This is a genomic window from Mesobacillus jeotgali, from assembly GCF_002874535.1.
Classification (GTDB): Bacteria; Bacillota; Bacilli; order Bacillales; family Cytobacillaceae; genus Mesobacillus; species Mesobacillus jeotgali.
In genome coordinates, this window is the sequence record NZ_CP025025.1 from 1,265,946 (window position 1) to 1,279,730 (window position 13,785).

Here is a 13,785-nt window from a genome sequence, read left to right on the forward strand (position 1 = left end):
GAATATACAGGAGGAAAAGATATGAAGAGGGGTCTTGCATTTTTTATTGCAATGTTTATGCTAATTGGCTTGCTGGCTGGGTGCTCTGGGGAGCAAAAAGCTGATGCCGAAAAAACGAAAGATGGAAAAGTAATAGTCGATTTCTGGACATTTTGGGGTTCAGAGACACGCCGTCCGATCATAAAAAAAATAATCGATGATTATAACGAATCACAGGATAAAGTTTTCGTTAAACACACTTTCCTGCCGTGGGGCGATATTTGGACAAAAAACCTTGCATCAGTGGCAGCAGGTAATCCAGCGGATGTCATTATCAACAATATCAATACAGTTGCCCAGCGTGCTGAAAACAAGCAGGTAGAGGACCTAAGCCAATATATAGATGATTCATTCAAGCAAAAATTTCACCCACATTTATGGGACACTGTCGAGTATGACGGAAAGTCTTATGCTGTCCCTTTCAATACAGACACACACCTTCTTTTCTACAATAAAACAGCATTCAAGGAAGCGGGACTTGATCCTGAGAAGCCGCCTGCAACCTGGGCGGAGCTAGAGGAGTACGCAAAGAAGTTAGATATTGAGAATGGCGATAACTATGAACGAATTGGATTCTATCCTTTATGGGGAAGTGTCGGGGCATCCAGCTGGATGACAAACGCAGATAGCGGCAAGGGTTTTATTGAAGATGGAGAGTTGACAATCAACACACCGAAAAAAGTTGAAGCCCTTAATTGGATTCATGATTGGAAGGAACGCCTCGGAGAAAACACTGTACAAGCTTTCCAGGCAGAGTTCGGAAGTGAACAGGCAAATCCATTCATTGCAGGAAAAGTTGCAATGTGGGTTGATGTGGGAACATTCTACATACAATTAAGAGACTACGGACAGAATGTTGACTTTGGCGTAGCACCAATCCCTGCATACGAGGAAGGTTCGGGGAACTGGGCTGAAGGCGGCGGATTCGTGGTTGAAATTCCGAAAGGTGCGAAACATCCAGAGGAAGCAATGGACTTTATTAAGTATCTGACAGATGTTGAAGCTCAGAAATATTGGTCGGTTAAAAACTATGACAATGTAGCGAACATTGAAGCAGCTGAGGCAGCCCTCAATGAACTCGAAGGTTCGGATAAGATGGTCTACGAAGCTACTGTCAAAAACCTGGAGCATACAAAGATGTTCCCAGTGCCAGTTGAGTATCCAGATTATCATAGCAGTTTGAACCCGCATATTGACAATGCACTATTAGGAAAAACTACTGCTGAAAAAGCATTGGAAGAAGCGGAAGAAGATATAGCAAAAATGAAAAAGAAATAATCACAGAAGGAGAAGGCGCATAACGCCCTTCTCTTTTAAAAACTTTTTAGGATTTAACGTCTGCTATTTTAGTATTTATCGATTAAGAAAAGCATCAAGGGGGTTTAGGAAAGCATGAAGTCTTCAGATACAACACTAGCACACAGAGAATCCGGGCCTAAAGTAATAAGGGAAGGTCGAACTTCTGAAGCTGCCCGAAAAAAGGGTCTCAGCAGAAAAGCAAAAGACAATTTGGCTGGATTTTTATTCATTTCACCGTGGATCATCGGGTTTCTAGTACTGACCTTAGGTCCATTACTCTTCAGTCTGGCTGCAAGTTTCACAGATTACAATATTACTTCAAAAATGAATTTCATTGGTTTGGAAAATTACAAACGCATGTTTACGATGGACGATTTATTCCGCACTTCCCTTTTAAATAATATTTATTATGTTATTTTCTCAGTTCCATTGACGACCGCGGGAGCCATTATACTAACCGTTCTGTTGAATCAAAGGATCAATTGAAGGCTCGAATATCTCATCGGGAACAAAAGGATAAAAGAAAAAGGATGCTGACATAAGCATCCTTTTTCTAATCTAATTAATTCATGACAGGGCAGGTTGTGAGCCAAACGCCAGAAACACACGTCCTGTAACCATTATGGTAGGCATACTTAGTGCATTGCCAGCATAGATACCCTTCTTGGTTAACTGCTGATTTCCCCCGGTAATCCTCTACTGTGCTGGGAGTTCTATTTTGATTTTGTGAAGAAGAGGCAATGACAGAACCAGAGAAAACGAGCAATAGTACAAAAGTCAACATGAACAGTTTTTGCATGATTCATCCCCCTTATTTTTAAAGAAACATTGAAATAGTAAACCTTGTAAAAAATTTACTATTTATAATAAAGTACGGAAAGGGAGGTTGAATTAGAATAGGACAAAGTGTTTATTCCCTAAAAGCCCACTTTCGACCTAGTTTAAGAATTCGAATTTTCCCAATAAAAAAGCCCGTTAAAAATCGGGCTAATTCAGGCTTTGCGTATCTTTTTCAAGGGGGATTTCTTCAATGATTGTATTGCTCGCTGGATGACTCACCCTCCAAATACGGAATCTTTCTAAATCCACACTGATTTGTTTTAAAACAAATCCGATTACGGCCGCATCATCGACGATTCCGAGCCCAATAAGGAAATCGGGAACTAAATCGATGGGAGACACAAAATAAATAATCGAAGCGATGATGGTCACGATGGATCTTGTGGGGATTTTTCGATACTCTCCTCGACGCCAGGCCCCAACTAAATCAAACAGCAGCTGCAGGTTGTCCCAAATTTCCGCAAGAGACCCTTTATGATCATCAGCCTTTTTACCGGCATCCTTCAATAAAACATCAGTTTTTTCAGGTTTTTTTATATATTCTTTTGCCTTGGATTCAAACTTTTTGTACCCTTCTTCGAGTTTTTTTGTGCCTAACATTTCAAAACACCCTTCCTGCTAAAATTCCTTATCTCTTATTTTTACCCTATCACTGCTTTTAACAAAACATCTCTAGCAACTGGTAAAATTTTGCCCAGACAGCCCATGCAAGTCGAATCGCTGTTTGAAATCAATTGTTTTGGGAATTTTAAAGGAGGATTAAAAATAGTTGACTATTCATGTATATACAAGTAAAATGAAAACGTAAACAACATGTATATACAAGTTTTTAGAGTTGATAGCAATTTTTTTAATAGTTAATGAAAACGGTAACAGGAGGAGAGTAATTATGGATCGACAGGCAGTTGAACAAATTGTTGAAGCTGTTGGAGGCAAAGAAAACATTGCCGGTGCCACTCACTGTGTTACAAGGCTGCGTTTTGCCTTGAAGGATGAAGGAAAAGTGGATAAGGAAAAGCTGGAGAATATTGATCTTGTAAAAGGATCTTTTTCCGCAAATGGACAATACCAGGTCGTTATTGGACAGGGGCTTGTTGACAAGGTATACGCAGAAATGGTTGCGATTACCGGAATTGGGGAAGCTTCAAAAGAAGAAATAAAAGATGCTGCAGCCCAAAACTTGAATCCTCTTCAAAGGGCAATCAAGACGCTGGCAGATATCTTCATTCCAATCCTTCCAGCGATTGTTACTGCTGGTTTGTTGATGGGGATCAATAATATCCTGACTGGAAAGGACATCTTTTTTGAAGGCCAGGCATTTATTGACGTTTATACCGGATGGGCCGATTTTGCCAGCATTATTAATTTAATTGCAAATACAGCCTTCGTATTCCTGCCAGGTTTAATTGGTTGGAGTGCGGTAAATAAATTTGGCGGAAGCCCGCTTCTTGGTATTGTTTTGGGACTCATGCTTGTACATCCTGACTTGCTGAATGCATGGGGTTACGGGGCAGCAAAAGAAATTCCTACATGGAATCTGTTTGGACTGACAGTTGAGAAGGTAGGATATCAAGGCCAGGTATTGCCTGTATTGCTAGCTTCATATGTACTGGCGAAAATGGAAATCTTTTTGCGCAAACGGATACCTGATGCATTCCAGTTGTTGACCGTTGCCCCAATAGCTTTATTGGTAACAGGATTCCTATCGTTCATCGTGATTGGGCCAATTACTTTCGCGATTGGGAATGCGATTACTGATGGCGTTGTTGGAATTTTTGATGCAGCACCTGCTATTGGCGGATTGGTCTATGGCGGTCTTTATGCACCGCTTGTTATCACAGGTATGCACCATACCTTCCTGGCAGTGGATTTACAATTGATAGGAACAATCGGCGGTACATTCCTATGGCCGATGGTAGCTCTTTCTAATATCGCACAGGGCTCAGCAGCTTTTGCCATGATGTTTGCTGACAAGGACAATGAAAAGTTAAAAGGCCTTTCAATGACATCAGCGATTTCAGCATGGTTGGGAATTACCGAACCAGCAATGTTCGGTGTGAACCTGCGCTACAGATATCCATTTATCGCAGCGATCATCGGTTCAGCAATCGCTGGAATTGTCATCACCCTTCGCGGAGTCATGGCACCATCGATTGGTGTTGGCGGATTGCCTGCTTTCCTATCCATCTTCACTGAGTTCTGGGGTGTTTTCTTCATTGGGATGGGAATCGCGCTTGTCGTACCATTCGTACTGACATTCATTATGGCAAAAACAAGAAAGAAAAAAGAAGCTTAATCGCAACTAGAGAATCCTGATGGAGGTGGATGTTTTATTATGACTGAACCATGGTGGAAAAAGTCGGTTGTCTATCAAATCTATCCAAAGAGTTTTTATGATACAACTGGCAATGGAACAGGCGATCTGCCGGGGATTATCGCCAAGCTTGATTATTTGAAGGAGCTGGGGGTGGATGTAATCTGGCTGACGCCGGTTTATGATTCACCGCAGCGGGATAATGGATACGATATTAGAGATTATTATCATATTTATGAAGAATACGGGACGATGGAAGACTTCGACCGTCTTCTAGAAGAATCACATATGCGCGGCATCAAGATTATCATGGACTTAGTAGTGAACCACTCATCAACTGAGCATGAGTGGTTCCAGGATGCCCTGAAATCCAAGGGTAGCCGTTACCGAAACTATTATATTTGGAAAGACCCAAAGGAAGACGGCAGTGCACCGACCAATTGGGAATCAAAGTTCGGCGGGAATGCATGGGAGTATGATGAGACAACAGGACAATACTACCTTCATTTATTCGATGTGACCCAGGCCGATTTAAATTGGGAAAATGAGGAGCTCCGCAATGATGTATACGAGATGATGCATTATTGGTTCAAGAAAGGCATTGATGGCTTCAGGCTTGATGTTATTAACCTTATTTCAAAGGATCAGGATTTCCTTGATGATGATGGCTCGGTACCTCCGGGAGACGGCCGGAAATTTTACACAGATGGTCCAAAAGTGCATGAGTATTTGCAGGAAATGAATCGTGAAGTTCTATCTAAATATGACAGCATGACGGTCGGCGAGATGTCTTCCACAACCATCGAAAACTGCATTAAATACTCGAACCCAGAACGGAACGAATTAAGCATGACGTTTAACTTCCATCATTTAAAGGTCGACTATGAAAATGGCGACAAGTGGACTCTTGCCGATTTTGATTTCCTTGCCCTTAAACGAATTTTATCTTTATGGCAAAAAGAAATGCATGAGGGCGGGGGATGGAACGCTTTGTTCTGGTGTAATCATGACCAGCCGAGAGTTGTTTCCCGATATGGTAATGATGGGGAATATCACCGCGAATCGGCGAAAATGCTTGGTACTGCAGTCCACATGATGCAAGGGACACCTTATATTTATCAGGGCGAAGAAATCGGCATGACCAATCCTTATTTTGATAGGATAGAGGATTATCGTGATGTTGAATCCTTGAATATCTATAAAATCAAAATGGAAAAAGGCATGTCCAAGGAGGAAATCCTTAAGATTCTGCAGAGTAAGTCACGTGATAACTCCAGAACGCCTGTACAGTGGAATGGAGAAAAGCATGCAGGTTTTACAAGCGGGACTCCATGGATCGATGTTGCCAGGAATTATCAGACTGTGAATGTTGAAAATGCGCTCGCTGATGAAAATTCAGTGTTCTATCATTATAAAAAGCTGATTCAACTGAGGAAACAGTATGACATCATCACATATGGTGACTATCAGCTTATCCATGAAGAACATCCGGACATTTTTGCATATGTTAGGAACGCGCAAAATGAAAAACTGCTTGTCGTGAATAATTTTTATGGAAAAGATACTGTCTTTGAATTGCCTGATTCGGTAGACGCTGATGGCTATAAGGTTGAAATATTACTTTCCAACTATGCGGATCCAAGTGAGGATATTTCGCGAATTAACCTGCGACCGTATGAATCAGTTGTTTATCATCTAACTTAAAAGAATTACAAGTAGAGGCCTCAGTAGAGGTCTCTACTTTATTTACTATTTTTGTAAAAAGTAGTGATTATGACTGACTTCGTAGTGATTATAGCTTAAAACGTAGTGATAATGCCTTTTTTCGTAGTGATTATAGCGGTAAATGTAGTGATTATCGTTCATTTCGTAGTGATTAGAAAATCGAATTGTATTTCCCAGTGTGCTGCTGGATGTTTGATGACCTTTTCGTGGTGGAAAAAGTTAATATAACTAATCCATACAGAAATGAGGTTTTCTCTATGATTCCAATTCAATCTAATATAAACGGAAAAGAGCTCACTGTCGGTGAATTGAAACAAAAGCTCGGACCACTTGGGTTCAATGTGAATGGTCAGTGGGAATATGACCATGCATATATCGATTACAAGATGAACGACGACCATGGTGACCGGCAGTATGTTCGGATCCCATTCAAGTCGACTGGTGGTCCGTTGGATGATGATGGCACATTTGTCGAGATAGGAACGCCTTTCCTGCTTGATCATCAATTCCAGACCGATGTTGATCAGGAAGGTAACATCGGAGCAGTGTCCGGTTCTTTCAACCAATTTAAATCGCCTGAAGACAAGGATGCTCCTTTCCCCAAAGGACTTGTGGAACGAGGAAAGACACTGATCAGCAAGGCCGAGAATGCCTTAGGAACGTTATAGTAAAACACCAGCAGCTTCCCAGTATATAGGAAGCTGTTTTTCTGTAGATTTTGCCTGTTTTTCGATTTAGCCCAAGCGTCTGCTTACTTCGAAAAAATGCTATACTGGTAAGCATAAGTTTTATTTCGGAGTGTGAAGATTGCCATGAAAAACAAATTATATTATCACGATGCATACATGAAAAAATTCTCTGCGGAGCTGACTGCGCAAAAAGAAGACGAATCTGGGAGGATATACTGCATCCTTTCTCAGACAGCTTTTTACCCGACAGGTGGTGGTCAGCCATTCGATACCGGATTCTTAAACGGCGTAGAAGTAGTGGCTGTTGAGGAAGTTAATGGGGAAATCCGCCATTATATAAAGGGGAAATTGGCGGAAGGAAATCCTGTTGAAGCGGAAATTGAATGGGATCGCAGATTTGACCATATGCAGCAGCATGCTGGACAGCATATTCTTTCCGCTTCGTTCGAGGATTTGTATGGATATAAAACGATCAGTTTCCATCTTGGTAAAGATACACTGACAATAGACTTGGATACAGAAAATCTTTCAACAGATGAGGCCGCAAAGGTGGAAGAGCTAGCTAATCAGGTGATTCTCGAAAACCGCCCAATCGTCACTAAATGGGTGGATGAAGAGGAACTGAAGCAATACAGACTCAGGAAAGAATTATCCGTATCTAATAACATCAGGCTCGTCATAATACCAAACTTTGACTACAATGGCTGCGGCGGCACACATCCAAACAGCACTGCCGAGATCGGATCATTGAAAATCCTGGGATGGGAAAGGCAAAAGAAAATGGTGCGTGTTGAGTTTGTTTGTGGTAAAAGGGTGCTGAACAAGCTTGGCCAAAAGCATGAGGTCATCAAGGAACTCACAGCCCTGCTCAATGCACCAGAACAGGATATGAGTTCATCAGTAAATAGACTTCTTGCCCAAAAGAAAGAACTTGAAAAAACTATTGAGGAAATGAAGGATCAATTATTAAAATTTGAAGCAAACGAGATAATTGAATCAGGAAAGAATGATATGGTCAGGCGCGTATTTAATAACAGGGACATCCAAGAACTTCAAAAGCTGGCCAGGCTGCTCGTTTCAACTGCTGAAGATAAGGTATTCTTGCTTGCGTCTGAAAATGAGGAAAAGCTTCAATTCGTTTTTGCAAAAGGTAAGAAAACAGAAGGCGACTTGAAGGGATTATCACAAAGGGCACTTTCCATAATTGATGGTAAGGGTGGAGGTAACGATACTCTTGTTCAAGGTGGGGGCAAATGGATGTCAGGTGAGGAATTCATCCAGAAGGTTACCGGAATTATCCAATAATCCGAATGATATATGAAGAACCACAACTACAACAAGGAAAAAAGTTCTAGTTCTTAAGTGGTGATTTCATCAAAAAAACTGGGCATTTGATGCCTAATAACAAGGAGAATAAAAAAAGACCGACTTTCAACCTAATTTTTACAGATTGATTGGTTATTAATGAAAGTTTTACCATTTAAAAATAGGTTTAACTCCCTCATAATGGAATTCAATCAGAGAAATAGGGGGAATCAGAATGTTTGAAGTTGAAAAAGGGTCTGTAGAAGAGGCAATCATGATCCTGCAAAATCTCGGTCTTAAAGTGAATGAATACGAGAAGACGAATTCAATGATTCCGGTAGAAAAATATAAAGAGTTATTGGAATTCACTATTGCTGTAGCAAGGAAAACGAATGAGGTTACTGTCACAATAGATGAAATGATGGATGATATAGCAACGAAGATGTAATGGATAAGCAAGAGCAGCCAGATTAAAACCTCTGGCTGCTCTTTTTATCTTGTTTAAAATAACTACACATAATAGTCAGCGCTGGTCGGGGCTTACCAAGGGGCTTGCGCTTTTCTTCCTTCATTGAGTTTTATCAATGTATTCGAACAGGAAGGATTGTCCGTTTCGGTAAAAGCGTGGATCGTAGACTCCTATTCTATCTCCATCGTCAACGATCACGACAAATGGGGACCATTCAGTAAGCGTCTTAGCTTCAGGTTTTTCAGAGAATAATACATTGAGATCTGTATCCTCTGCGGAAGTAAGCTCATATTGTAGCTCTCTTTCTGAGAAGAGATTATCCTGATAAATGTTAACTTCACCTTCATTTTTGGCGATCACTGTATATGTCCATGGAATGAAGCCAGCAGAAAGTGCAATCTGTTCATAATCGTCCTCATATTGATTATAAAGCATCCAGCCCTGGACACTTTGGGTAACGACGTGCAGAGCAATAAAGACCCATGCAAGTTTAAAGTAGGATGGACTTTTTACCTTATTAAACTTTGACGCAATAAATGCAGTTCCGAGAATCACCCAGAAAACGAAATCAATGATGGGGATTGTCCCAAATGTGATTCTTATATTAGAAAATGGTTCGAGATAGCCAGTTCCCCAGGCGTTGAATAAATCACTTGTATTATGGATGATGACTGCCAGCCATCCAAGGAAAAAAAGTTTTACATCTTTTACTTTAAATAGAAGGAAAGATAGTAGAATAAATAAAGCGGCCCACAATGGTGTCAGGAAAATTGAATGGGTGATGCCTCGATGCCACATCTGGTAAAGTCCATCATTATCCCACAGCTGTGAAATGACATCGATGTCCGGGATCTGGCTTGCACCGACCGCGGTTAATAAATAAGCACGCTTCTGCGATTTTTCCATATCTTTTTTATCAACGGCGCCATACAAGGCTAAACCGAAAAGTGTATGCGTAACTGAATCCATGGTGCACCTCCTGAAAATATTATAAACGGTAAAGGAAAATATTTAAAAGTTCTGATATGCATTTGCAGGATTGCAAACTTAACGCCAGAAAGATAAGATTAAATTTATAGTAAAAAAGAATGGATTTTTCAACTCGAGAATTGTCCAGCTCCAGCGCCTAGCCCCTCGAGACGTTTGTCTAGTGTCGCCTCCTAGAAACTCCGAAACTTCAACTCCGCCGGCAGAAGCAAAAAAGCGCTTCTTTGTCGGAGTCTCCAGTTTCTGTGTTTCTGGACAGTTGGCTAAACTTTTCGATTTCTGTCCGCCCAATGAAGTCAAAAAACGACTTCAATGGTCGGCCCTCCAACGCTTGTCGGGGCTAACCAAGGCGCTTGCGCTTTTCTATGAAGAATTTTGCCTTTAAACAGAAAGGAAACATTTAATGATGAAAAAATTAAAAGATGAAGTACAATCGCGAAGAACGTTTGCGATTATTTCCCACCCGGATGCCGGGAAAACGACGCTTACGGAAAAGCTGTTGCTGTTCGGCGGTGCAATCCGTGATGCTGGTACGGTAAAAGCTAAGAAGACAGGGAAGTTTGCGACAAGTGACTGGATGGAAATTGAGAAGCAGCGTGGAATCTCCGTTACCTCAAGTGTCATGCAATTCGATTATGATGGCTTTAAGGTGAACATTCTTGACACACCAGGCCACCAGGATTTCTCTGAGGACACGTATAGAACGTTAACTGCGGTCGACAGTGCCGTGATGATCATAGATTCAGCAAAGGGTATCGAGGATCAGACTCTCAAGCTTTTCAAGGTTTGCCGTATGAGAGGAATTCCGATCTTTACCTTTATCAACAAGCTTGATCGCCAGGGTAAAGCCCCTCTTGAGCTGCTAGCTGAATTGGAAGAAGTGCTTGGGATTGAATCTTATCCAATGAATTGGCCGATTGGCATGGGCAAGGAGTTCCTTGGGATCTATGACCGATTCAACAACCGGATTGAACAGTTCCGTGTAGATGAGGACAAACGCTTTGTTCAATTGAACGAAGAAGGAGAAATAGAGGGTGAGCATTCACTGAAAGAGTCTTCACTATACGACCAGACTTTAGAAGAAATCATGCTGTTGGATGAAGCGGGAAATGAATTTTCAAAAGATCGGATTTCAGATGGAACATTGACACCTGTATTTTTTGGAAGCGCCCTGACGACTTTTGGCGTCCAGACATTCCTTGATTCCTATCTGCAATTTGCACCGGAGCCACAGCCGAGGAATTCGACTGCAGGGGAAATTGATCCGCAATCAGAGGAGTTTTCTGGCTTTATCTTTAAAATCCAGGCAAACATGAACCCGGCACATCGCGACAGAATTGCCTTCCTGCGCATCTGCTCAGGCAAGTTTGAACGAGGAATGACCGTCCAGCTTAGCCGTACAGGAAAATCAATGAAGCTTGCGCAGTCTACACAGTTCATGGCTGATGATCGCAGTACTGTTGAGGAAGCAGTTGCAGGTGACATCATCGGTCTTTACGACCCGGGCACATACCAGATTGGTGATACGATTGTTTCTGGCAAGGAAGGATTCCTGTATGAAAAGCTTCCACAGTTTACACCAGAACTTTTCGTAAGGGTTTCAGCAAAGAATGTCATGAAGCAAAAACATTTCCATAAAGGAATCCAACAGCTTGTCCAGGAAGGAGCCATCCAGCTTTTCAAGACATTGAAGACGGAAGAGTACCTTCTTGGTGCCGTCGGACAGCTCCAATTCGAAGTATTCGAAGCAAGGATGCGCAACGAATATAATGTAGAGGTCCTCATGGAAAGACAGGGTTCCAAGATTGCCCGCTGGATCGAAGGCGACGATGTGAACGAAAACCTGTCCAGCTCGAGGAGTCTGCTTGTCACTGACCGTTATGACAAAAAAGTATTCTTATTCGAGAACGAATTCGCCTTAAGGTGGTTCCAGGACAAGAATCCTGAAGTAAAACTTTATAATCCTATGGATGCTTCATAAAAGTTTGAGCCGGTATTGTTGAATGCCGGCTCTTTTTATATTAAAAAATATCAGGTCTGTCCGGGCACTGATTTCATTTTATTTAGTACAATCTATTGACATTTTCCAAATCAGATACTATATTAATATTATTCTATATCGCTTTTATGCATAAAAGCGTTTAAGTATAAAAGTTATATACTTAGTGCCGGCAGAAACTAGTAGAATCTCCATAAGCAGCAAAAAGAAACTGGATGGTTGCTGAAAATCCAGGCAATGGCTGATTTGAATTACACCTGTCGTGATCAGGCACTGTTAATGAAGTGGGCAAATCTTATTATTTGCCAATTAGGGTGGTACCGCGGAGCTCCTTCGTCCCTAGATGCAGAGGAGCTGTTTGTACTTTACTACTAATTGGGGGAATCATCATGTTAAACCAAAGCCAATCAACCGAACTGAAAACTTCTGAGGCTGCTGCTGTTATTTTATTGCTTCTGACGGGGATCGGTTATGGCATGATAAAACTTGAACTAATGCCGCACATTCCGGTCCTGATCGGTATCGGGTCAATGATAATTTATGGTTTGTTTAAAAAAATCAAGATGGACGAACTAGAAAATAGTATGATTGAGGGTGCCAGGGCAGGCCTGGGAGCTGTATTGATTTTTTTCTTCATTGGGATGCTTGTCAGCAGCTGGATTGCTGCTGGTACCATTCCTACTTTGATATATATCGCATTTGATTTAGTGACTGGAAAGTGGTTTTATGCGATTGTCTTTATTGTCACATCTGTTATTGGGTTAAGCATTGGCAGTTCATTGACTACCTCAGCTGTAATTGGTGTAGCGTTCATAGCTGTTAGTGAAAGTTTGGGATTTTCATTGGCAATCACTGCCGGTGCAGTGGTATCGGGCGCATTCCTTGGTGATAAAATGTCGCCGCTATCGGATACAACCGTTTTAGCGTCTGCAACTGTTAAAGTAGATCTTTTTGAGCATATCAAAAACATGAGCTGGACGACGATACCTGCGTTCTTCATTTCACTTGTGATGTTTGCGGCCTTGTCGCCAGAACTGGGATCAGCAGATTTTACAAAGCTTGGTAGCTTGCAGAATACTCTATTGGAGATGAATCTTGTTAACTGGTACTCACTCATTCCGCTGGTTATCATTGCGATACTTGCGGTGAGGAAAGTATCTTCAATTTTGACACTAGGAGCAGGAACCCTTTCAGCGATGATGATCAGTTTGATGGTTGTTCCGCAAAATGACTGGAGCCAGCTTCCGGGAATTTTATATTCAGGCTATGTTTCTGAGAGCGGCAACGAGCAGCTGGATTCCCTGCTGAGCCGCGGGGGGATTGAGAGCATGTTCTTTTCAGTCTCGCTTGTACTCCTTGCTTTAAGCATGGGTGGATTGCTGTTCAAGCTTGGTGTTCTTCCGGCTCTATTGCGAGGGCTTGCCAGCAGGCTGGAAAATGTTCCTGTTCTCGTTGGCTCAACAGCTTTATCTGCGATTGGGATCAACTTCTTGATTGGTGAGCAATATCTTTCAATTCTTATAACAGGCAATACATTTGCTGGCCACTTCGAAAAAGCTGGGCTGCATCCGAAAAATCTTTCGCGTGTCCTGGAGGATGCCGGGACAGTACTCAATCCACTTGTACCCTGGAGTGTGTGTGGCGTTTTCCTTAGCAGCGTCCTTGGAGTCAGCACGATGGACTATGTTCCATTTGCGTTCTTTTGTCTGCTGTCACCGTTATTGACACTTGCAGCAGGATTTACTGGAATAACCTTATCGAAGACAGGGAAAAATGCGGTGGCATAAGCTGCCGCTTTTTTGTTGCTTACTAATTCGGCTAATGTGCCCGGAACACAGGTGGATGCAAGATTTTGGGGATATAAAACCTGATAATGTGCCGGTAAACTCAAAAAACATCTAAGTTGGGCACATTATCTTATAGCTTAAATGGCTGTTAATTCTAGTATCTAAAAGTTTCAATAATCCTTTGTTTACTTTAAAATGAAAGGTATGCTTATGGGAAACAAATGTTAAAAATTGTTCTTATAATTTGCATACTGGATAGTTGAATTATCCATGGTGCTTCACTATATTAAGGATTGTACATAATAACCGTCCGGTCAGTCACTGTGTTTTAC

The 13,785-nt window shown here is 41.6% G+C and carries 11 protein-coding genes; 9 read left to right on the plus strand and 2 right to left on the minus strand.

What is annotated here, in order from left to right; genetic code table 11:
- Nucleotides 1-21: 21 nt before the first annotated feature.
- Nucleotides 22-1,317: an ABC transporter substrate-binding protein gene (locus CD004_RS06185; protein WP_102261960.1), complete on the plus strand. Its 1,296-nt coding sequence runs from the start codon at nucleotides 22-24 to the stop codon at nucleotides 1,315-1,317.
- 114 nt (nucleotides 1,318-1,431) lie between these two features.
- Complete coding sequence (locus CD004_RS06190; protein WP_180321278.1) at nucleotides 1,432-1,824, plus strand: carbohydrate ABC transporter permease; 393 nt, start codon at nucleotides 1,432-1,434, stop codon at nucleotides 1,822-1,824.
- 501 nt (nucleotides 1,825-2,325) lie between these two features.
- Here CD004_RS06190 and CD004_RS06200 read toward each other — a convergent pair.
- Complete coding sequence (locus tag CD004_RS06200; RefSeq protein ID WP_102261962.1) at nucleotides 2,326-2,778, minus strand: YkvA family protein; 453 nt, start codon at nucleotides 2,776-2,778, stop codon at nucleotides 2,326-2,328.
- A 289-nt stretch (nucleotides 2,779-3,067) separates the two neighbouring features.
- On the opposite strand from CD004_RS06200, the gene treP reads away from it, so the two are divergent.
- From treP to CD004_RS06225, 5 genes are all read left to right on the plus strand, one after another.
- Nucleotides 3,068-4,474 (plus strand): PTS system trehalose-specific EIIBC component, encoded by a 1,407-nt coding sequence (treP, locus tag CD004_RS06205; RefSeq protein ID WP_102261963.1) that lies wholly within the window; start codon nucleotides 3,068-3,070, stop codon nucleotides 4,472-4,474.
- A 39-nt stretch (nucleotides 4,475-4,513) separates the two neighbouring features.
- A complete protein-coding gene (gene treC / locus CD004_RS06210; RefSeq protein WP_102261964.1) occupies nucleotides 4,514-6,196 on the plus strand; it encodes an alpha,alpha-phosphotrehalase in 1,683 nt (560 codons plus the stop codon).
- 278 nt (nucleotides 6,197-6,474) lie between these two features.
- The gene (locus CD004_RS06215; protein WP_102261965.1) at nucleotides 6,475-6,885 is read left to right on the plus strand and encodes a YugN family protein; all 411 of its coding nucleotides are present in this window, start codon (nucleotides 6,475-6,477) and stop codon (nucleotides 6,883-6,885) included.
- A 144-nt stretch (nucleotides 6,886-7,029) separates the two neighbouring features.
- Nucleotides 7,030-8,211 (plus strand): alanyl-tRNA editing protein, encoded by a 1,182-nt coding sequence (locus CD004_RS06220; protein WP_102261966.1) that lies wholly within the window; start codon nucleotides 7,030-7,032, stop codon nucleotides 8,209-8,211.
- Nucleotides 8,212-8,446: 235 nt separating this feature from the next.
- Nucleotides 8,447-8,659 carry a hypothetical protein gene (locus tag CD004_RS06225; RefSeq protein ID WP_102261967.1) on the plus strand — a complete coding sequence of 71 codons (213 nt, stop codon included), beginning with the start codon at nucleotides 8,447-8,449 and terminating at the stop codon, nucleotides 8,657-8,659.
- A 120-nt stretch (nucleotides 8,660-8,779) separates the two neighbouring features.
- On the opposite strand, the gene CD004_RS06230 is transcribed toward CD004_RS06225, so the two are convergent.
- Nucleotides 8,780-9,649 (minus strand): metal-dependent hydrolase, encoded by an 870-nt coding sequence (locus CD004_RS06230; protein ID WP_102261968.1) that lies wholly within the window; start codon nucleotides 9,647-9,649, stop codon nucleotides 8,780-8,782.
- 424 nt (nucleotides 9,650-10,073) lie between these two features.
- Here CD004_RS06230 and CD004_RS06235 point away from each other — a divergent pair, with 424 nt between their 5' ends.
- Nucleotides 10,074-11,648, plus strand: coding sequence for a peptide chain release factor 3 (locus CD004_RS06235; protein WP_324782930.1), 1,575 nt, complete (start codon nucleotides 10,074-10,076; stop codon nucleotides 11,646-11,648).
- Between the two features lie 407 nt (nucleotides 11,649-12,055).
- Nucleotides 12,056-13,453: a Na+/H+ antiporter NhaC family protein gene (locus tag CD004_RS06240; RefSeq protein ID WP_102261970.1), complete on the plus strand. Its 1,398-nt coding sequence runs from the start codon at nucleotides 12,056-12,058 to the stop codon at nucleotides 13,451-13,453.
- Nucleotides 13,454-13,785: the final 332 nt, after the last annotated feature.

Excerpts from the sequence above, each read along its gene's own strand:
- treC (WP_102261964.1), top strand. The coding sequence starts at position 4,514 with ATGACTGAACCATGGTGGAAAAAGTCGGTTGTCTATCAAATCTATCCA.
- CD004_RS06200 (WP_102261962.1), bottom strand. The coding sequence starts at position 2,778 with ATGTTAGGCACAAAAAAACTCGAAGAAGGGTACAAAAAGTTTGAATCC.
- CD004_RS06225 (WP_102261967.1), top strand. The coding sequence starts at position 8,447 with ATGTTTGAAGTTGAAAAAGGGTCTGTAGAAGAGGCAATCATGATCCTG.
- CD004_RS06185 (WP_102261960.1), top strand. The coding sequence starts at position 22 with ATGAAGAGGGGTCTTGCATTTTTTATTGCAATGTTTATGCTAATTGGC.
- treP (WP_102261963.1), top strand. The coding sequence starts at position 3,068 with ATGGATCGACAGGCAGTTGAACAAATTGTTGAAGCTGTTGGAGGCAAA.
- CD004_RS06230 (WP_102261968.1), bottom strand. The coding sequence starts at position 9,649 with ATGGATTCAGTTACGCATACACTTTTCGGTTTAGCCTTGTATGGCGCC.
- CD004_RS06235 (WP_324782930.1), top strand. The coding sequence starts at position 10,074 with ATGAAAAAATTAAAAGATGAAGTACAATCGCGAAGAACGTTTGCGATT.
- CD004_RS06220 (WP_102261966.1), top strand. The coding sequence starts at position 7,030 with ATGAAAAACAAATTATATTATCACGATGCATACATGAAAAAATTCTCT.
- CD004_RS06190 (WP_180321278.1), top strand. The coding sequence starts at position 1,432 with ATGAAGTCTTCAGATACAACACTAGCACACAGAGAATCCGGGCCTAAA.
- CD004_RS06215 (WP_102261965.1), top strand. The coding sequence starts at position 6,475 with ATGATTCCAATTCAATCTAATATAAACGGAAAAGAGCTCACTGTCGGT.
- CD004_RS06240 (WP_102261970.1), top strand. The coding sequence starts at position 12,056 with ATGTTAAACCAAAGCCAATCAACCGAACTGAAAACTTCTGAGGCTGCT.